The 20,147-nt window shown below is 42.7% G+C and carries 21 protein-coding genes; 10 read left to right on the forward strand and 11 right to left on the reverse strand.

Annotation, left to right across the window (positions count from 1 at the left end; translation table 11 throughout):
* Both EGC86_RS17795 and EGC86_RS17800 read left to right on the forward strand, forming a co-directional pair.
* Positions 1-303: a DUF6506 family protein gene (locus EGC86_RS17795; protein WP_011635806.1), complete on the forward strand. Its 303-nt coding sequence runs from the start codon at positions 1-3 to the stop codon at positions 301-303.
* A gap of 14 nt (positions 304-317) precedes the next feature.
* Positions 318-1,076, forward strand: a complete 759-nt coding sequence (locus EGC86_RS17800) for a 2-oxo acid dehydrogenase subunit E2 (protein WP_123778432.1) — start codon at positions 318-320, stop codon at positions 1,074-1,076.
* Between the two features lie 111 nt (positions 1,077-1,187).
* Here EGC86_RS17800 and fieF read toward each other — a convergent pair whose 3' ends face one another.
* Both fieF and EGC86_RS17810 read right to left on the reverse strand, forming a co-directional pair.
* Complete coding sequence (fieF, locus tag EGC86_RS17805; RefSeq protein ID WP_123778433.1) at positions 1,188-2,057, reverse strand: cation efflux pump FieF; 870 nt, start codon at positions 2,055-2,057, stop codon at positions 1,188-1,190.
* A 200-nt stretch (positions 2,058-2,257) separates the two neighbouring features.
* A complete protein-coding gene (locus tag EGC86_RS17810) occupies positions 2,258-2,749 on the reverse strand; it encodes a Spy/CpxP family protein refolding chaperone (protein WP_123778434.1) in 492 nt (163 codons plus the stop codon).
* Positions 2,750-3,024: 275 nt separating this feature from the next.
* Here EGC86_RS17810 and EGC86_RS17815 point away from each other — a divergent pair, with 275 nt between their 5' ends.
* The 3 genes from EGC86_RS17815 to EGC86_RS17825 all read left to right on the forward strand — a co-directional run bounded on the left by EGC86_RS17815 (position 3,025) and on the right by EGC86_RS17825 (position 6,655).
* Positions 3,025-4,452: a thioredoxin family protein gene (locus tag EGC86_RS17815; protein WP_165872450.1), complete on the forward strand. Its 1,428-nt coding sequence runs from the start codon at positions 3,025-3,027 to the stop codon at positions 4,450-4,452.
* A 116-nt stretch (positions 4,453-4,568) separates the two neighbouring features.
* Positions 4,569-5,255, forward strand: a complete 687-nt coding sequence (locus tag EGC86_RS17820; protein ID WP_059745835.1) for a response regulator — start codon at positions 4,569-4,571, stop codon at positions 5,253-5,255.
* Positions 5,255-6,655, forward strand: a complete 1,401-nt coding sequence (locus EGC86_RS17825) for an ATP-binding protein (protein ID WP_123778435.1) — start codon at positions 5,255-5,257, stop codon at positions 6,653-6,655. Before EGC86_RS17820 ends, EGC86_RS17825 begins: the two co-directional genes overlap by 1 nt.
* Before the next feature lie 259 nt (positions 6,656-6,914).
* On the opposite strand, the gene EGC86_RS17830 is transcribed toward EGC86_RS17825, so the two are convergent.
* Positions 6,915-7,073: a YqaE/Pmp3 family membrane protein gene (locus tag EGC86_RS17830; protein ID WP_011635799.1), complete on the reverse strand. Its 159-nt coding sequence runs from the start codon at positions 7,071-7,073 to the stop codon at positions 6,915-6,917.
* 437 nt (positions 7,074-7,510) lie between these two features.
* Here EGC86_RS17830 and EGC86_RS17835 point away from each other — a divergent pair, with 437 nt between their 5' ends.
* The 3 genes from EGC86_RS17835 to EGC86_RS17845 all read left to right on the forward strand — a co-directional run bounded on the left by EGC86_RS17835 (position 7,511) and on the right by EGC86_RS17845 (position 9,823).
* The gene (locus tag EGC86_RS17835) at positions 7,511-8,770 is read left to right on the forward strand and encodes a mechanosensitive ion channel domain-containing protein (RefSeq protein ID WP_425376052.1); all 1,260 of its coding nucleotides are present in this window, start codon (positions 7,511-7,513) and stop codon (positions 8,768-8,770) included.
* 250 nt (positions 8,771-9,020) lie between these two features.
* Entirely contained in the window at positions 9,021-9,485 is a 465-nt protein-coding gene (gene trmL / locus EGC86_RS17840; RefSeq protein ID WP_059745837.1) for a tRNA (uridine(34)/cytosine(34)/5-carboxymethylaminomethyluridine(34)-2'-O)-methyltransferase TrmL, read from the forward strand.
* Positions 9,485-9,823, forward strand: a complete 339-nt coding sequence (locus EGC86_RS17845; protein ID WP_123778437.1) for a DUF2956 domain-containing protein — start codon at positions 9,485-9,487, stop codon at positions 9,821-9,823. Before trmL ends, EGC86_RS17845 begins: the two co-directional genes overlap by 1 nt.
* Before the next feature lie 28 nt (positions 9,824-9,851).
* Here the strand turns inward: EGC86_RS17845 and EGC86_RS17850 are convergent, their stop codons facing one another.
* The 7 genes from EGC86_RS17850 to EGC86_RS17880 form a co-directional block, all read right to left on the reverse strand.
* Entirely contained in the window at positions 9,852-10,415 is a 564-nt protein-coding gene (locus EGC86_RS17850; RefSeq protein ID WP_123778438.1) for a hypothetical protein, read from the reverse strand.
* Positions 10,416-10,655: 240 nt separating this feature from the next.
* On the reverse strand, positions 10,656-12,107 hold the full coding sequence (locus EGC86_RS17855) for a M16 family metallopeptidase (RefSeq protein WP_123778439.1): 1,452 nt from the start codon (positions 12,105-12,107) through the stop codon (positions 10,656-10,658).
* Positions 12,104-13,417: a M16 family metallopeptidase gene (locus EGC86_RS17860; protein WP_424540187.1), complete on the reverse strand. Its 1,314-nt coding sequence runs from the start codon at positions 13,415-13,417 to the stop codon at positions 12,104-12,106. The genes EGC86_RS17855 and EGC86_RS17860 overlap by 4 nt, the downstream gene beginning before the upstream one ends.
* Positions 13,418-13,517: 100 nt before the next feature.
* Positions 13,518-14,831 carry an amidohydrolase gene (locus tag EGC86_RS17865; RefSeq protein WP_123778440.1) on the reverse strand — a complete coding sequence of 438 codons (1,314 nt, stop codon included), beginning with the start codon at positions 14,829-14,831 and terminating at the stop codon, positions 13,518-13,520.
* A 118-nt stretch (positions 14,832-14,949) separates the two neighbouring features.
* The gene (locus tag EGC86_RS17870) at positions 14,950-15,594 is read right to left on the reverse strand and encodes a class I SAM-dependent methyltransferase (protein WP_123778441.1); all 645 of its coding nucleotides are present in this window, start codon (positions 15,592-15,594) and stop codon (positions 14,950-14,952) included.
* A 43-nt stretch (positions 15,595-15,637) separates the two neighbouring features.
* On the reverse strand, positions 15,638-16,021 hold the full coding sequence (locus EGC86_RS17875) for a hypothetical protein (RefSeq protein ID WP_123778442.1): 384 nt from the start codon (positions 16,019-16,021) through the stop codon (positions 15,638-15,640).
* A gap of 5 nt (positions 16,022-16,026) precedes the next feature.
* Entirely contained in the window at positions 16,027-16,638 is a 612-nt protein-coding gene (locus EGC86_RS17880) for a tRNA-uridine aminocarboxypropyltransferase (RefSeq protein WP_123778443.1), read from the reverse strand.
* Between the two features lie 87 nt (positions 16,639-16,725).
* Between EGC86_RS17880 and EGC86_RS17885 the strand changes: the two genes are divergently transcribed.
* Entirely contained in the window at positions 16,726-17,691 is a 966-nt protein-coding gene (locus tag EGC86_RS17885) for a hypothetical protein (protein WP_123778444.1), read from the forward strand.
* 81 nt (positions 17,692-17,772) lie between these two features.
* Here EGC86_RS17885 and EGC86_RS17890 read toward each other — a convergent pair whose 3' ends face one another.
* Entirely contained in the window at positions 17,773-18,978 is a 1,206-nt protein-coding gene (locus tag EGC86_RS17890) for a multidrug effflux MFS transporter (protein WP_102035996.1), read from the reverse strand.
* 126 nt (positions 18,979-19,104) lie between these two features.
* Here EGC86_RS17890 and EGC86_RS17895 point away from each other — a divergent pair, with 126 nt between their 5' ends.
* Complete coding sequence (locus EGC86_RS17895) at positions 19,105-20,088, forward strand: LysR family transcriptional regulator (protein WP_011635786.1); 984 nt, start codon at positions 19,105-19,107, stop codon at positions 20,086-20,088.
* Positions 20,089-20,147: the final 59 nt, after the last annotated feature.

Here is a 20,147-nt window from a genome sequence, read left to right on the forward strand (position 1 = left end):
ATGAAATTAAAAGCAGCTTTTATGTTTTTATCACCCGATGCTAGCCATGAAAAAAGTGTTGTCTCGACCCCGAGTGTCGAACTCACAGTGATCGCAACACGCAATTACGACGATGCAGTATCGGTTGCCACTGAGCTGGCTGATTTAGGCATTAAATCTATCGAACTCTGTGGTGGCTTTGGCCACATTGGTACGGCTCGTATTGCTAACGCTGTCGAGGGTAAAGCCACTGTAGGTGTTGTAAGGTTTGATATTCATCCAGGGTTGGATGGCGCGAGTGGTGATAGCATTTTCACCAAATAATAGGATTATTTATCATGGAAACTCTACAAGATAAAGGTGCTAAGTACCATTTGTTTGGCGATGTCACCACTGAACCATTAACTAAGATAAGGCGAATAATCGCTAATAATGTGCTTGAGAGCTGGACGCATATACCCCATGTGACCCATCATGATGAGGTAGATATCGGTGCCATCGAAGCATTACGCCATAAGCTTAATATCGAACATTCGGCTGACGTTTTGGGTGTGACTGAAGAGGAACAGATACATTTCACATTATTGCCGTTCATTTTAAAAGCCACGATTGAAGCATTGAAGCTTTTCCCTGAATTTAATGCTTCGCTCAGTGACGACGGCGAAACACTGATGCTTAAGCACTATTACAACCTTGGGATTGCGGTAGACACCTCAAATGGTCTTCTCGTTCCGGTAATTAAAAACGTAGACTCACTCACACTAGAGGAGCTAGCCATAGTATCACAACAATTAGCTGAGCGAACTCGCGCAGGTAAACTGACCTTTGCCGACACTGAAGGAGGCTCATTCACGGTAACCAGTTTAGGCCCAATGGGAGGAACGAGTTTTACGCCCATTATTAACATGCCCGAGGTTGCCATTTTAGGAGTATCAAGAGAAATAACCAAGGTTGTGGCGCAAAATGGCCAAATTGTTATTCGCCCTATGTTGCCATTATCGCTGTCCTATGATCATCGTGTTATCGATGGCGCTATGGCAACACGCTTCATGGCACAGCTAAAGCAAAATCTGTCACAAGCGGAGACTTTCTGCTAATTGCATATGACATTAGTGTTAGATCAATAATGGCAGTGCATTAACCTAATGATAAGGGGTTAATGAGCTGCCATTATTCAATTAAAAGTCTTAGTTTCTACACATCATTGATTAAACCGGATCTTGGTGAATTATCACTTCTGCATCATCAAACGCCGCTTTAATCGTCAAACCCGCTTTATCTGCTATTGCATGAGCTTCAAGCAGAGATAAGTCACCAGCCAATTCCATGTGCAATTGAATGAACGTGGTTTTGCCCGCTTGACGAGTGCGTAAATCATGAATCCCCTTAACGCGAGGGTCTTGCTTGGCTAACGCTTTAATTTTGTCGCGAGTCTCATTGTCTAACTCGCGGTCAAGTAAGCTCTGAATTGAACGATAACCTAAACCGAGCGCTTGATTACCAATAAACAATGCAATAAACACCGCAAACAGACCATCGGCCCACCACCAGCCATATTGCGCCAATATTAGCGCAAACAACACCGCAGCATTCAATAACAAGTCAGACTTATAATGTAGTGAATCGGCTTCAACCAAAGAGCTATTGGTTTTTTTCAAAGCATGTCGTTGCAGCAAAACGAGTGCAAATGTCAGTACTATCGCAATAATAGACACCACGATGCCACTCATAGCATTGGTGACCGCCACTGGATGAATTAACTTTTCGCCGCCATACAATAATAACAACGACGCCGAACCTAAAATAAAGGCCGCTTGAGCTAACGTTGCTAACGGCTCAGCTTTACCATGGCCATAACGATGATCTTTATCAGCGGGAACGATGGCATACCGAATAGCAATAAAGTTAACAATCGAAGCAAGTGCATCTGCAAATGAATCCGTTAATGAGCCCAACATACTGGCCGAGCCCGAATACATCCAAGCGATCAACTTAATCACAATAAGACACAGCGCTGTGGCCACTGACGCGCGGCTAGCTAATTTGACCCAAAAGTCATATTCAGAAGAGGTACTCATATAAGAATTGTCGGCTCATTTAACTGATGATTTATCTGCTATTACTATAGCAAGTTCATTGCTCGATTAGGATAAAGTTTACTAAAGTAACCGCTCGCCTTAAGCAAAGTGTGACCATTAGCAAACTTGCATAAATAAAAAAGCCACTACCCAAAGGTAACGGCTTTTATCGATTTAATTCGACGATGTGCCAGTAATCATTAACGGCGCGGTTTGTGGCCTTTGCCTAGCTTAAATTTATCTTGAAACGTTTGTTGCTGTTCAGGCGTTAATAATTGATAAATTTCGTTTTGCATTTTCAAATGCGTCAGCATCTTTTGTAAATGCTTTTGTTGCTGTGCTTCTGCCATTTCAGTTGCTTTTGCTTCATCAAAACCAGCGGTAGTGATTAACGCTAACATTTCTGTACGGTGCTCAGCGCGCTGCTCTTTAGTTGGACGCTCAGGGCGGTTAGCTTGATACTTATCAAAGATGGCTTTTACTTGAACTTTTTGGGCATCAGTTAAGTCCAGCTTACGAAGCATTTTATGCATGCCACCTTTGTGACCATGATGTCGGTCACCTTTAGCGGTAACATTTTCAGTTTTTACAGTATTATCAGCTGCATCAACTGCATATAACTGGCCAGCTAATAAAGCCGAGCTTGCCACTAAGGCAACTAAACTCGTTTTGATGATTGATGATGTTTTCATTGTTAAGTACCTCGGTATGAATGGGATTTATTTTCTGCCTTTGCAGATTTGATACTCAGTTTACCGAATGCAATGTCAATGAGGGTTAAGACTGAGTAAACCTATGTAAAGAACGTTTTCATAGCACTTTAGTGCCAGTAATTCATGATCAAGTTGGCATATTGAATGATAAATATCGCAGTAATGCGAGCCAGTTAACGTAATTCAGTCTTGATCCTTACAGTAATCATATTAGGGCATAAAATCTAACTATTAGCGCTTTAATGGAATACATTATGAACCGATTGATTGGCCAATTACTGTTACTTCTTTGTGTACTGATATTGGCACCCAGCTCAATAGCCAGTACCGCGGCCTCAACTGACAACTCACTTTGGTATACTCAGCAAAACCAGCAGCCAGTAGTTAAACTGCATTTCTTTTGGTCTAAAACCTGCCCTCATTGTCGTGAAGCCCATCCTTTTATTGATGCTCTAGGCGAACGTTTTGACTGGATAGAACTACACGACTACGCCATTAGCGAACCCGGTAATGTCGATAAACTTATGGAAATGGGCCAACACACTGGTGTTGAACCTAAATCAGTACCCTACTTTGCCATTTGTGGTGAGGCCGTTGTTGGCTATAACAGCCATGATGTCACAGGCCGTTTTATCCTAGAACGCTTAGTTAACTGTTACCAACGCCAAGGTGGTAAAGCAGATATTGGTAATAAGCTCGATGATTACTTAGGCGCATCGCCAGTAGTAAGCGCACCATTATTTGAAACCTGTGGTGACACGAGTGACGACCCACAAGCCGAAAGTTCGTGTGGTATGTCATTTGACCAAGCCAGTGACATTACTCCTATACCGACTGTTCAGCCTGTCGACATCCCACTCATTGGTGCTGTGCACCCTGAAGAAATGTCATTGCCAGTGCTCACCTTAGTACTCGCTGGTGTCGATGCCTTTAATCCCTGCGCATTTTTCGTGTTGCTGTTTTTACTGAGCATTATGGTTAATGCAGGCAGCCGCAAACGTATGTTATTGGTAGGCGGTATTTTTGTATTCTTCTCAGGCTTTATCTACTTTATATTTATGAGCGCCTGGCTTAACTTATTCCAACTACTTGGTGGCGGTGATGGCGGTATCATTATCACTTGTGCGGGGGTATTGGCATTGATTGCGGCCATAGTGAATATAAAAGATTACTTTTACGGCCGTGGCGACGTCAGTCTATCAATGTCAGTTGAAAATCGTGGCTCGCTTATTAAACGTATGGGCAAATTATCCAAAGCCAGCTCGTTACCAACAATGATTTTAGGCTCAACGATTCTGGCTATTTTAGCTAACACCTATGAACTGCTTTGCACCGCAGGTTTCCCAATGATTTACACCTCTGTGTTGTCATTATCAGATCTCGATACCATGCAGCGATACTTATACCTCATCGCTTATAATGTGGTTTACGTTATTCCACTTGCTGCTATTGTGATTGTATTCTCAATGACCTTAGGTAAACGCAAGCTCACCGAAAAAGAAGGCGAAGTGCTTAAACTGATGTCAGGTATTATGATGTTAGGGTTAGGCAGCATGTTAGTGTTTAACCCTAACTCACTGCAAAATGCAGTCTTTTCAGTAGGCCTGATATTTGGGTCTATTGTACTGACCTTTATTATTGCAAGAATTAAACGCTACATAGTGCAAAATAAAGCAGGGTAAATGTAAAACTGTGCAATGTTGATATGATTTAATCTTGGCATAAGATAAGCTTAATTGATCGAAAAATCTGTATGTTAGCTTCAACATACAGATTTTCTTTGTGCCAGAGGAAAGTTATGAATCGCATTTTACTGATCGACGATGATATTGGTTTATCCGATCTACTCAGCCAATTACTTGAGTTGGAAGGCTTCGTATTAACCCAAGCTTATGATGGTGAGCAAGGGCTGATGATGGCGCAACAGCAAGACTTCGATTTAATCCTTCTTGACGTGATGCTGCCTAAACTCAATGGTTTTGAAGTCTTGCGTGCTTTACGCCAACGCAAGCAAACACCGGTATTAATGCTAACCGCTCGCGGTGATGAAATTGATCGGGTTGTCGGCCTTGAAATAGGTGCCGATGACTATTTGCCAAAACCCTTTAATGACCGTGAGTTAGTGGCACGAATTAGGGCCATATTACGTCGAGCACAAACGACACAACAAGATAGCCAAGCCAATGAAATGATGCAGTTTGGTGATTTACGTCTCGACCCTACCCGCCAAGAAACCTATTGCAATGAGCAACTAATCATTCTCACTGGCACCGAGTTTTCACTGCTATTTCATTTGATCGAAAAATCAGGCGAGCTGGTTACCAAAGAATCATTAAGCGAAAACGTATTAGGCAAAAAGTTAATGCCATTTGATCGTAGCTTAGATATGCATTTGTCTAACTTACGCAAAAAATTACCAGAGCGTCAAGATGGCCGTCCACGCGTCAAAACCCTACGCGGTAAAGGCTATATTTGGATACCGTAATGCTAAAAAACAATCCATTTAACGGGCTATTTTTTAAATTATTGTTAGGCTTTTGGCTATGCAGTTCATTGATTATTGCACTGGTGTCTTTATTGCCATTACTGCAACAAAACCATGATCGTTCACCATTACCTCCCAGTCTTGAGCGAGTACTTAAAAGCGTTGCAAAACGAATACAAGAGCAACCTCAATTACTCGAAGGTAAAAATCTTCAACGTCTGCACCGTAGCCGCAATAAACAAGGCGATAGAAACCATAATGCTGGTCCATTGCGCTTATATTTAACCGATGGCGAAGGCCAAGTATTAAATACCAAACGAGTATCGCGAGGATTTAGACGCTTTCAACTCATGGCAGAAGAAGCAGACCATCCGATCAGCCATCAATTTAGAGATGAACTTATTTTCGGCCCCTATTCTTTTGTGGTCAATGGCAAGCCGTATCAATTATTTGGCCGCTTCCCCGATAATCATCCACGGCCGTGGTTCTTTTTCTTTGCCGACAATAAATTACTTACTGCAGGCTTAGCCATTTTACTGTCTGGCTTATTATGCGGTTTGCTCGCATGGTATTTGGGTAAACCATTACGTTCGCTAAAGCACAGTGCCAATGCCCTCGCTAGAGGTGATTTATCTAGCAGAGTCGATGCCGCTACCGCAAATCGTCGTGATGAAATGGGCCAATTGGCACAGGCTTTTAATGGAATGGCCGATGCAGTGCAGGCCATGATTAACAACCAGCAACGATTAATGGGCGATATTTCTCATGAACTGCGCACACCACTCACTAGGCTGCAATTAGCCTTAGCTTTAGGCCGTAAAAAAGGGCAGCAAAGTGAAGAGCTAGAACGTATCGGCTATGAAGCCTTACAACTTGAAGCGCTAATAAGCGAGTTACTCACTCTATCTCGGGTAAGCTTAGCCAGCCATGAAAATAAAGTCGTACTCGAATTAGCAGAATCTTTAAGCCAAGTGTTAGATGACGCCGAATTTGAAGCCGAGCAGCAAGGCAAACTATTACAAATTGATATACCAGAGGCACTGCAATTGCCTCTTCACCCAAAGACACTCTCGCGCGCCATAGAAAATCTGCTGCGTAATGCAATTTGCTATGCCAATAGCCAGATAACCATTAGTGCAGCCCAAGTTGGCAAACACATATTAATTACAGTGGAAGACGACGGTCCAGGTATAGATCAAAAAGAGCTCGAAGCTATTTTTAAGCCTTTCTATCGCCCCGATACAGCCAGAGACAGGCAAAGTGGTGGGTGGGGTTTAGGGTTGGCTATAACTCAAGCTGCTATTACGTTACATCAAGGCAGTATTGTGGCAGAAAACCTTATCGGCCCAACAGGAAAGCGCGAAGGCCTTAAGCTCAGCATCAGTTTACCGGTTAGCTAGTCGATATAAAAAATAAACTTCAACCACTTATATTCTAATCGGCCTTAATAATGGCATTAACTAATATTCCCTGCACACGCAGGGAATAAGCACGTATCAATAATAGCTAGCTCGCCTTCATAGACGACACAGCTGAATTAACCCTGTAATCAATAGCATGTCATTGCTAGGTAAAAATTACCCCTAACTGGCAACATTTTCCGATTGATGCAAGCGGCCTGAGCCGCTTCACCATTAGACATAATCATCTTTGCAGCCACTAGCGCTTAGCAATCACCCATACCGCGTGCACTATCCCTGGAATGTAGCCTAGCAAGGTTAAAATTATATTTAATAATAAGGTCTTACTTAGGCCTACTTGTAGAAAAACCCCAAGTGGTGGCAGTAAGATTGCGATTAAAATACGTAATAAATCCATGATATTCTCCATTTTGAATGTGCTGAGGTTAACAGTTGCCTCAACGTATATTAGCTGACTTGCATTTATTGTCATAAAGAACAAAGCAATTATCTGACCACTATTTCAAGTGTTGCTATTATTCCCCTCAATGAACATCGTTTTTAAGCAACTACATAACCTCATATACTGACTTATTAGTATGTATTTAGAAGTGAAAAAAAGCCCTTTTTGCATACTCTAAAAACATTAGAGGATAACGCTCACAACCTTTGGTGCCTGTGAAGATTGTTTGCTAATATTGAGTAATGACAGGCTAGTACCTTGCGGATAATCTTATGATTTGTCGATTTTTGTTAAACAACTTTCCTCGCAGCAACCAGCGATCATCCTCAAGGTTAAATCGATGGATTCTACTATGGAGTTTAGTTATTGCTGTTGTTGGCCTTACCAGCTTTGTGCCTACTGATGCCCAGGCTGCGCCCTCGCCTGATACTGTGAAACAACTCATACAGATTAACGACCCAAGCAGCGTCATAGACATTGAAATACAAGGCTCTGTCGTTCACCTAAACGGCTCCGTCACTGAGCAAGCGAGTAAAGAGCGCATACTGCAAACCATAGCCGCTTTACCTGATGTGACTCAGGTTGTGGATAATATTCACTTGCAACCTATTGAGCCCTTATCTTTAGCTCCCCTGAAGCAAGATGCTGAGCAATTTTGGGACAAAGCCTTACTCTATTTACCGCGCTTGGCTTTAGGGCTGTCGATATTCTTGCTTCTATTTTGGCTTTCTCATCCTTTAGCACGCTTATTGATTAGTCCCTTAGCTTGGGTAACAAAAAGCGAGTTGATTCGATTAGTGATGCAGCGCAGCATCAGTGTATTGATCATCTTATTGGGACTATATATATTTTTGCGCCTCGCCGGCCTAACGCAGTTTGCAGTCGCGATTATTAGCAGCACTGGTGTAATCGGTCTGATTTTAGGTTTTGCCTTTAAAGACATCGCCGAAAACTTTATTTCCAGCTTACTACTCAGTGTGCAGCGTCCGTTCAAATTAGGTGATGTAATATCCGTTGAAGGGAATTTGGGGGTGGTAAAGCAAGTCACAGCAAGGGCTACCACGTTAGTCGACTACGACGGAAATCATATCCAAATCCCCAATGCCACTATCTATAAAAACGTGATTAAAAATCTTACCGCCAACCCGAGAATGCGTGGCCACTTTGTCATTGGCATTGGCTATGATGCAAGTATCCGTAAGGCTCAGGATATTGCTATGGAGATTATGAGCGGTCATCACGGCGTACTTGCAGATCCCGAGCCACAGGTATTAATAAAAAACCTTGGTCCATCGACGATTAATCTGCAAGTGTATTTTTGGGTCAATGCTGAAACTCACAGTGTTCCAAAAGTGGCTTCAATTTTAATGCGCTTGCTGGTGCGCGCTTATGAAGCAAATCAAATTAGCTTGCCTGACGATGCCCGCGAACGTATTTTCCCTCAAGGGATACAATTAGTCACCAATGGACATCAGCAAAGTGAAACACCTCTGAATACGATACAGAGCACTGAGCACAACAGCACAAAAGCCCAAGAGTCATTAGAAGATACCCATAATGAGACTAGCGATGACATCAGCAGCGATACCGATGATATACGTCAGCAAGCGGCACAATCACGAGATCCTGAAAGTGGCGCCAATATTATCTAAGCTCTTATGTTGGTAGAGGAATAAGCATCGAATTTTTATTTCTCGATATGCGAACTATAGCGCGAAGGCATCAATAAAATAGCCAGTATTTTATGAGGCTTTTATTGCCTATGTGTCAGCGCCCAACCAGCAATTATCATCAGGGCTGTATCGCTCACTTTGATAACGTCAGCGTTTATAACGCCTCGCAGTCAAACCTTGCTTAGGGTATAATTTGCCACTCTTTTTATGCTTCGTACCTAAGGTTGCCATGTTTCATATTGCCCTTTATGAACCCGAAATCGCTCCAAATACCGGAAACATCATTCGTCTATGTGCCAACAATGGCTCGCAGTTACATTTGATTGAGCCGTTAGGTTTTGATCTCGAAGAAAAGAAATTACGTCGCGCGGGACTCGATTATTCGGATCTGACCAGTGTGACTCGCCATAAAAACTATGCCGCTTTTTTAGAGGCCATGGCAGGAAAGCGTATTATTGCCTGCACCACTAAAGGTAGCCGTCCTCATACCCAAATTGCTTTCCAAGAAAATGATGTATTGTTATTTGGCCCCGAAACCCGCGGATTACCAATGGATATTATTGATGCGACGCCACTGGCACAGCGCTTACGTATCCCTATGACTGCCAATAGCCGTAGCTTAAACTTATCCAATTCAGTTGCCATTATTAGTTATGAAGCATGGCGTCAGCTGGGTTTTGCAGGCGCTGAGTAATGAAAAAAACGTTATCACCTGAAACCCAACAAGATGCTTTAGCCATTGCCAAAGCAACCCAAAAACCTGGGCAAGTTAAAGAACAAACCAAGCTGATTGCTGCGGGCGTTGAAAAGGGGATTGCTGAATACAAAAAACGTGAGAAGGCTAAGGCTCGTGAACGAGATAAAGCCCGTAAACAGCAGCAAAAATCTAAAAGCGCGACAAGCTCAAATGATGACGATTCCGATATGTCTTACATTGAACCAGAGAGTCGATTTAACTCTTTAACATGGTCGTTACTGGGATTACTTATCTTAAGTTGGGCATTGTTTGCCGCTTATTTGTTTTATCGATAAGCCCTGTGAGTGTTGAGATACACTCACGTTATTCTGTCGGCAGAGTATTATTTGCCGATGGTTTAAGCAGACTAATGGCTCTAATGACTTGATACTGCTCACTGTCGTCATCCAAATAGTGCGCGCTTTGCTGCCATTGCCATCCTGCTGTTGACGGTTTGGCATCACTCATCATGGGATCGAACTGCAATTGTACTAAGGCCGGACGTTGATTAATGTCCCTTTTGCCTAAAAATGAGTAACTGCCCGCTTGCTCATAAAGCGTTAACTGTTGCGATATATCATCGGTAATCCCATTAGCATACACCAATAAAATATGATCTTGTTGTTGCCTAAACCACCAAGTTTCACTGTTCGAAAAGCGACCACCACGGCTAACACTAATGTATAAATTACGTTTATCTGCCGAGCACATCACAGAAGTGCTTACCTGCTTAGGCGCAACATTAGGATTGGCTGCACTGCCCTGCCACTCACCCGCTAGTTGGCTACAAAAAGCATCTAAGGTCACTTTCGCAGCATAAGATGACGTTGAATGTGCCAGTAACAACATCGCCGTTAGCAGTAATATTGATCGGCATTTATGTATCATTAACCATCCTCTTATCAAAATAGCGTTTAACACTTAACGGATCACAAGCTCAACATAGCCAATGTTGCCTGCACCATCTTGCCCTAGAAACCGAATAGAATCACTCAGTGACACCATGATATCTAGCCATAAAAAATGGCCCACTTATGTGAGCCATCATACGATACTACAGTGCAATTAACAGACTAAATCATTAACTGAATAAGCCATTAATTGAATAAGTCATTAACCCACTAATAACTACTGACCAAAACCCGTCGCAGTGATATCAACTTTAGTCACTTCACCGTATTGCGCCGCAATATCAGCAATTTTTTCAGCGTTACCAATCAACACAAACTGTAAGTTTTGTTGTGGGAAATATTGCTTAATCAAACGCTGAGTTTCTGCGAGGGTAAGTCCATCCACTTTAGCCTGAAATTGATTAATAAAATCATCATTAAAGCCATACAGATACATGTCAGACAATAAACCAGCTAATTGCCCACTAGTTTCATACTTAGGTGGGAACTGGCCTTTAACATAGGCTTTGGCAGAATCTAAAGTGGTTTGATCAATGCCCTTTTCCCATAAACGAGCATAGGTTTTTAAGGCTAAATCAATGGCTTCTTTAGTTGTCGATGACTTAGTAAAAGTACTGATTTGGAATACCCCAGATTGAGCATAAGGGCTAAAACCAGAACGGGCACCGTAAGTTAATCCGGCATTGACGCGTAATTCATCATTTAACCATGAAGTAAAACGACCGCCTAGAATGGTGTTCACTACGGTTAACCCAACATAGTCTGGATTGTCGTAACGGATCCCCACGCCACCAATTAAAAAGGTGGTTTCGATTGCGTCAGGCTTGTCGACCAACAGTACATGAGGTTGGGTCAATGTTGGTAAATGTTGGCTTAAATCTGGCTGAACCACGGTTTCAGTGGTCTGCCAATCACCAAAGGCTTTATTCAGTTTAGCGGTCATGTCGGCAACATCAAAATCGCCCACCACGTTAATGGTCATATTGTTTGGTTGATAATAGCCTTTATGAAAAGCGCGTAACTCCTCAACTGAAAGTTTACCAATGGTGTCACTATTGCCTGATACCGGATTGGCATAAGGATGATCACCAAATACTAACTTATTGAAGTAGCGACCAATCACTGCACGAGGACTTTCTTTTTGCTGTGATAAACCAACAATTTCGCGCTGTTTTAGTTTATCAAATTCAGCGCTATCAAAGTCTGGCTGGCGCAATACGTGGCTAAAAATATCGAGTACGGTATCAACATCTTTGCTCATCATATTGGCACGAATATAACTGCCTTCTAAATCAGCGTTGGTGTCTATGCTGGCGCCGATAAAATCTAGCTGCTGCTCGATGTCGGCCTTTGATTGACCCGCGGCACCCAACATTAAACTTTGTGAGGTAATGTAAGCCATACCAGAGGTAATATCATTGACTGCTCCCGCTCTCACTACGGCATCAATGGTCACTAATGGCACTTTTTTTTGCACCATCAGCTTGACCTTTAAGCCATTGTCTAAGGTAACAGATTGGTAGCGTGGCATAACAAAGCTAGCGGTAACAGGGTTGGCGGAGTCGGCAGTGGTTTTCTGGGTCGTCGCACAACCACTTATTCCAATGCTACACGCTAATGCAATTGCTGATAACGATATCTTAATACGTGTGTGAGTTACGGTTTTCATTTGTCTGACTCCTCAGTAGCAGCGAGCACACCGACAGTTCGATTCGCTTTAATTAAATAGGTTTGCGCCACACGTTGAATATCAGCAGGAGTGACCTTGTTATAGGCTTCTGGGGCGTTAAACAGTTTTGCATAGTCGCCAAAATACAGCTCGTATGTGCCTAAAGTATTGGCTTTACCATTAATGGTTTCCATAGTGCGGTAAAAGTCCATTAACTTGATATTTTTAACTTTTTCAAGTTCTTGCTGAGTCACGCCTTTGTTGGCAATAAGATCAATCTGCTCAATAAGGGCTTTTTCTAAAGTCTCGGCGCTGACTCCCGCATTCGCTACACCCAAAATATAGAATAAGTTAGGGTCGAACGACATTGGCATATACGTGTCTGCAGCCACGGCCAATTGCTTATCAACTAAGGCCTGATAAAAGCGTGAGCTATTGCCTTCACTTAACATCGACGTTAATAAATCCAATGCATAGTAATCGGCATGACTAGTTGCAGGTACATGATAAGCCAACATAATGTTTGGCGTGCTTACCGATTCTTTTTTAACAAATACCCGACGTTCACCATTTTGTTGCGGTTCAACTGTACGTACGGCTTTTGGTGGAGCTTGAGCTGGAATTGGTGCAAAATACTGATTAGCCAAGGCTTTCACTTCGGCTAGCTTCACATCACCGGTAATCACCACTAGCGCATTGTTAGGGGCGTAGTAGGTTTTATGGTATTGCTGTAAGTCTGCTAATGTCCAAGCGGCAATGTCCGACTCATAACCAATCACCGACCAGCTATATGGATGCGCCGCAAAGGCGACACTTTTAAGCGCTTCTTGAATCGTACGCCAGTTGGAGTTTTCAAGCCCTGTGGTGCGCTCTGACTGCACCACGCCGCGCTCACTTTCAACCATTTCAGGGTTGATGTCTAAATTGGCGATGCGGTCTGCTTCTAAATCAAAAATAGTTTCTAGACCATTGGCTGGAAACCAGTCGGTATATACCGTTAAATCTTCACTGGTATAAGCGTTGTTGGCGCCACCAGCAGCTTCCATCGTACGGTCAAACATTTTAGGGCCAAACTTTTTAGAACCATTAAACATCATGTGTTCAAAAAAGTGCGAAATACCGGTAATACCAGGTACTTCATTGCGCGAACCCACTTTCCAAAAAATGTACATATTGGCATTAGGGATAGAACTATCCTCCAACACCATAATCTTCATGCCATTATCTAAGGTAAAACTATTAATATCTTCAGCTTGTGTCGCTGACACGTTAGGTGCACTCAGTACACCTAACGTCATCAACAACGCCATTATCTTGCGGGTCATATCTCGCTCCTTTTGAGCTATCGTCCAATGGTTTATTAAAATGGTTTATTAAAAATGGATTATTAAAATTGGTTTTTAAATAGGGCTATTGCGCCGCGCTTAATGCTGTTAAGGCAATTTGGGTCATGGTTTGCACGCCAACCTTAAGGGCACTTTCATCAACATAAAATGCCGGAGAGTGATTACTGGCGACATTATTGATATCTTGGTCAGCAGGTGTCACGCCCAAGAAAAAGAACATCCCTAGTGTTTCTAATGCGTAATAAGAAAAGTCTTCCGCACCGGTAATCAGTCCTGGCTCAATTAACATATTGTCACCCACTACAGAGGCGATAACCGAGCGCATTTTACTGACTAATTCTGGGTTGTTAACCGTAACCGGATAACCAGGTTGGATCACGGTTACTGCAGTGGCGCCAACTGTTTTAGCGGCATTAGCTGCCACTTGGGCCAATTTAACCTTAATGTCGGCGCGCATATCTTGATCGAAAGTTCGGATAGTACCAATAAGTTCTACTTCGTCAGGAATAATATTCGATCGAATACCACCATTAATGGCCCCAAAACTCACTACGGCGGGTGCTTTGGTAATATCCACCTGACGACTAATAATGGTTTGTACACTATTAATAATTTGTGCCGAGGCCACGATAGGATCAACACCACTCCAAGGACGTGAGCCATGGGTTTGCTTACCTGTGACCTTAATCGTAAATGAGTCTTCACTCGCCATTGCAGGGCCGGAACGTAGACCAATCATACCTGTAGGCATGCTTGATGTGACATGCATGCCAAACACTTGCTCAGGCTTGCGCTTAGCAAATAAGCCTTGTTTGAGCATTAATTCCGCACCGCCTTGCTCACCTTCTGGCGCGCCTTCTTCGGCTGGCTGAAAGATAAACATTACGTCACCAGCTAGGCTGTCTTTTACTTTTACGAGGTTTTCAGCCACGCCCATCAGCATAGCCACATGGGTATCATGACCGCAGGCGTGCATCACACCCACGGTTTGATTTCGATAAGTGTCCGTCGCTTTAGAGGCAAAAGGTAAATCAACCACTTCGGTAACGGGCAGCGCATCCATATCAGCGCGTAAACCAATTAACGGCCCAGGCTTACCACCTGTTAATATCGCCACCACACCCGTGTGGGCGATACCCGTTTGTACTTCAAGCCCTAAGGATTTAAGGTGTTTTTCAATCACTTTACTGGTGCGAAATTCGCGATTAGATAATTCAGGGTGTTGATGTAAATCGCGGCGCCATGCAATGACTTTGCTTTCAACTTGAGCGGTTAGTTCTGCAGCATTGGGCACGCTAGCCACGGTAGTCGTGCTGTAAACACTGGCGGCAAATACACTTGAAAGCAGTAAAGCAACAGACGTCAGGCGCATGTTCATTCCATTTATTATAATAATTAGTGCAACAAAACTACCTTGAAATGAGAATTTTGTTAAATCTTTTACCGATTTGCTAACAAGTCAATTGTATCTATTTATTAACACCCAACACTCACGACTAAGCTGGCGACGTTGGAAGGTGAAAAAACACCACGTCACTGTCGATAATTTCAAGCTGCCAACCTTGTTGTAATGCTACCCATTGGAAGGTCTCTATAGAGTAGAAATTGATATGAGTCGGGTCGATTTTATAGTACCAATTGTTAAACTTATCTAAACTGGGTATGTGTTTGGTCATTACCGCTAATATGCCTCCAGGCAACAATAATGTGCTTAATTGCGCCATCAACGCCTGCGCATTGGCAATGTGCTCTATCACTTCAGTTAAGCAGACAAAATCATATTTTTGAGAGAGAGCTAGAGTATCTGGGTGATAAAATAAATCATAATTAACCACCTTAATGCCTTGCGCTACAGCCATTTGGCTTAATACAGCACCTTCTCCGCAGCCAAAATCTAACCCTATTGCACCGGGTTTAATACGCGCGATTAATGGCGTTAAAGTACGGGATAAAAATTGTTGGTAACCTAGATCGGCAACGTCATTATTGTGACAATCATAATGGGCTTTTTCTGCTATTTCATCTAAATAAAATGCTGCAGGAACCGATACCAAAAAACATTGCGGACAACGGACATAGGAACGACTTTTATCTTGAGAAAAAACAACTGTTTCATAGTGACACAAAGGACAAGACGACAAAGCGAACTCCAAAATAAACCGAGGGGATCAATCAACAGTATGACTAGTCAGATTGAACTGGCTCTATACTGGTGTCTTTAGGAATTTTACGGGTTTGAGTGGCGGCTTCTTGCGCCTGTTGTAAATACTTTTGCTGACGGGTTAAACGTTCATCAGATTGAGCACGGGCTTTTTCGAGCTGCTGTGCTTCCCAATCGTTTGACTGTGATTTAGCTAATATTTCTTGCTCACGATCCGAGGTAGTCTTGGCTGCATCTCGCGCTTTTTGTAATTGCGTTTGCTCAAATTCGGCCGACTCTTGACGCGCTTGTTCACCTTTTTCAGCTAAGGTCATTTTTTTATGTGGCTTATCATTAGCTACTGTAAAAAATGCCAATGTACTCGCCGTAACGAGCAAAATAACTGAGCTTATCAGCCGATGTTTCATGTTGCCTATCCTTTGATTTTATCACCATTATAACGCTCACGAACCAGAGCAGGCATAGCCGTTAACTTATGTTGCACCATTGCGTTAAACACTGCAAATATTGGCGCGATATCAGCCGCTGGATTTAACGCAATCAACGTGTGGGCAACCGCTTCCAGAGTCGACAAGCTGTCGCTACGTTTCGCTTTACGAATGATATATTGCGACTCATCTTCACATTCTAGATGCAGTGACGGGTAATTAAGTAACCACGGATTGAGCTGCAACATTCGGTATGCTTTACGCCAAGTACCGTCAACTAAAATAATTATCGCAGCCTCACTCGCTCCAGCCTCGGCTACAGTTTGACTGTGCTCATTTGGATAAACCACATAAATCGGCTTCGTTTGCGCAGCTAAATAATGTTGCAGTTCAATAAAGTCCGCGGCAGATTCACCCACGTAAATTTTCATCTGCGGCATCACCAGTTTCAATAACCTCACGGTGTTCTTAGCATGATCCACTTCAGATGGATGCTGCATCACCACCACCTCGGTATTTGACGTCACCGGTTTGAGCGCATGACACACGCAAGCCGACTGTGGGTATTGGCAATGGATACAATAACTTCTGCTCATTTTTTGTCTTATATTGTTGCAAATATGTAAAGTTGAGTTCAATATGCTTCGCTCTACACCATAATACCTCAAGGAAGAACCATTACTATGACTAGAACAAAGATGTCTGTGGCATTAATGCTCGCATTGGCCACAATCCCTGCATATGCAGCTCAAGATAATGCCTATCACCACGAAGCAGAACTAAGCTTTCTAGATTCTGACGATGGCGGTGATGGCCTATTTAATGCTAACTATCGTTATTACTTTAAAGCGGTTGAACAGGCAGATAAGCCATATGTGCTAGCCGATTTTTTTCACCAAGGTTCAACTGTTGCAGCTCGTTACTCTACTTCTAGTTTCGATGATATATATGAACTGTCAGGCCAGTATGTTTTCGACTCTAACTGGTTCGTCGGTGCAAAAGTAAGCCGAGTCAATTTTGATACTGGTTCAGATAGCTCTACCATTTATTCAGCAAACTTAGGTTATTTTTTCACGGAGCATTCGGCATTAACCCTGAATTACAGCAGAATTTCTGAGTCTGAATCAAACACCTTTACATCAACAAACTATAATTCTGAGCGTTATGATAGTAATGACGTTGATGTTTTCGGCCTAACATATGAACACTTTATTCCATTGCAATCAACTGCAGGAGTTATGCTCACAGGTGCATTTACCTATAGTGATCAGCAAAATACGAGTAATGCTTCCAGCACCTCGGTCGATGATTTAGGTCAAGTAACAAACACAGATTCTAAAATGTACTTTGGGCACAACAACTATAACGTTGCAATCAATGCCGATTGGTATATCAATAATGCATGGTCTGTAGGGGCTGCGGCTGAACAGAGTTATACCGAAACTAATTATGACATCAACGGTACTACTTACGACAACCAGGGTAATAATGACCGAACAGACACTTTGACAGGCATAAACACACGCTACGTCTGGCGTTTTGCCGATGTGTTTTCGGCTAAGTTTTCACTTGACCATTCATATTACAATGGCGAATATGATAGCGAATCACAAACCAGCTTTAGTGTAGGTATCAACGCCCGCTTTTAAGTCTCACCATATTGAGGCAAAAAAATACCCGCGGAATGTGGTTAGCATTCTGCGGGTTAAAGGTGATATTACTAAAGCTAATTAGTCATGTTGTAACTGTTCTTGATGCAGATGGCTTAAACGGTTCATTGCCATAATGATCAGCAATACGGCACTAAAGCCCCCCATCACAACAGCTATCGCATAGGGTGCTGGTATATCTGTTAGCTGGATCAACGCTGTCAGTATTGATGCCCCACTCATTTGAATGCAACCTAACATCGCCGTCGCGGTACCTGCGCGCTCACCGAAAGCCGACAACGCCATACTGGTTGCAGGGCCAAGTAAAACAGCAAAGCCAACACACAAAATCATCATCGGAGCCATAAACGCTATTGCGGCTGCTAATCCTTCTTGGGGGCCAGCAAAGTACATCGCGGCTTCGATAACAGCAGCAAGCAACATCAACGATAATGCCACGACCACTCCCGGACGGTTACCAATACGCTTAACCAACACTGGAGCAGCAAAACACGCTGCAATATTTACCGCAGCATTAAGGCCAAATAAACCGCTGAAAGTTAATTCTGAAATGCCTAAATGACCAATTAACCATACTGGCGAATAAGACACGTAACATAAAATTGATGCCATCGCGATCATGCAACAACTGGCATAAAACATAAAATGAGGGTCGCCAATAACCGGCTTATAGCGGCTCCAACGGTATAAAGGCCCTGTACTGTCGGTATTTAATGGACGCGTTTCCGGAAAACGGAACCCTACCAAAAACAATACAAAAATGGCATACAAAGCCATAAAAATGAAGGTAGAACGCCAACCAAACTGTAATGCTAATAAGCCACCAAATGTTGGAGCCAGTGCCGGAACCACACAAATTGCACCATTTAGATAACTGTACATCGACACACTTTCTTTGCGGGAATAGCAGTCACGTACCGCACTAAATACCACTATAGAGGTTGAACATGCCGCTAAGCCTTGAAAAACGCGAGCAATCTGCAACCATTCAAACTCAACCGCGTAAGCACCTAATAAACTGCTAATGCCATAAAGTACAATTCCGAATAACGCGACAGGTTTACGGCCAAAACGGTCAGCTAACGGGCCAATTAGAATTTGTCCTACGCCCATTGCAAATAAAAATAACACTAAGGTGGACTGTACTTCACTGTTAGATACACCGTACTCCAACGCCATTGCAGGCATAGACGGCAGATAAATATCAATAGCTAATGGGCTCAAAAGCACCATAAACATTAACAATGGCAATAAGTTACGACGCATAAACTTCTTTCTCTCAAATTTTTAATACACAAAGGTCACCCTTAATAGGGCGCTATAATAAGTCAAATGGAGGTATGAATGAAAATGATATAAAATCCGAAGTGAATTTCCATTTGAGAATATCACATGAATTTAGACAACCTTGCTCGAATCGATCTTAATCTATTAGTCATTCTACAGGTATTACTTGAGGAGCAAAGCGTCACTCGGGCTGCCCATCGCTTGCATGTGAGTCAATCTGCTGTCAGTAAAAGCTTAAATCGGTTGCGAGAAACACTAGACGATCCACTGTTTCAACGCACAGCACACGGCTTAAAACCAACCGCACATGCTGATGCATTAAGACAACAACTGCCGTTAGTATTACAAAACTTGTATAAGCTCACGCAACCGCCAAATTTTCATCCGGCGACGAGTAACCGCCAATTTTCATTCTCGATGGTCGAAAGTGCTTATGAAACCTTAATACCCTATTTTATCGGACCATTATTACAACAGGCACCGTTAATAAAATTAGATTCCTATGTTTGGACCGAAAAATCCATGCAAGACCTACAGCAAGGACAAATAGATTTTGGCATTGCAGGTCGAGATATTCTGCCTCAAACCGATGTCAATATTGACAAAGTACCTGAAGGTATCGAATCGCAAATATTATTTAACGACCATCAAGTTTGCTTAGTGCGTAAAAATCATCCTATTTTACAGGCTGTAAAAGATGGTCGCTGGGATCAAGCTCACTACCTTAACATGTCTCATGTACAGGTAAGATGTGAAGGTAACGATTGGTGGGCACTAGATTACCACTTAGCCAACTTAGGCTTACACCGTAACCTATCGACAACTGTGCCAGATTTTTATGGTGCTGCCAGCGTTTGTGCCCATACCGATTTAATTTTTACCTTGCCCTCTAGCTTTGCTAACCATGCACAAAAATTATATTCGCTGGTGTCCATTCCCTTACCTTTTGAATTTATGCCGATGGCGTATGTTTTCTTATGGCATGAACGAAATAATCAAGAACCTGGGCATCAATGGTTTCGCAATATTATTTTCAGCAGCGTCGATAAAGCCATCGCGAACCAACATATTAGTAAACCCAATAACTGACATTGAACTTTTAGCTTACTCAACACTCAAATAAAACGACTAAATAATAGATAGTCCAT

It is taken from the genome of Shewanella frigidimarina (assembly GCF_003797125.1).
Lineage (GTDB): Bacteria > Pseudomonadota > Gammaproteobacteria > Enterobacterales > Shewanellaceae > Shewanella > Shewanella frigidimarina.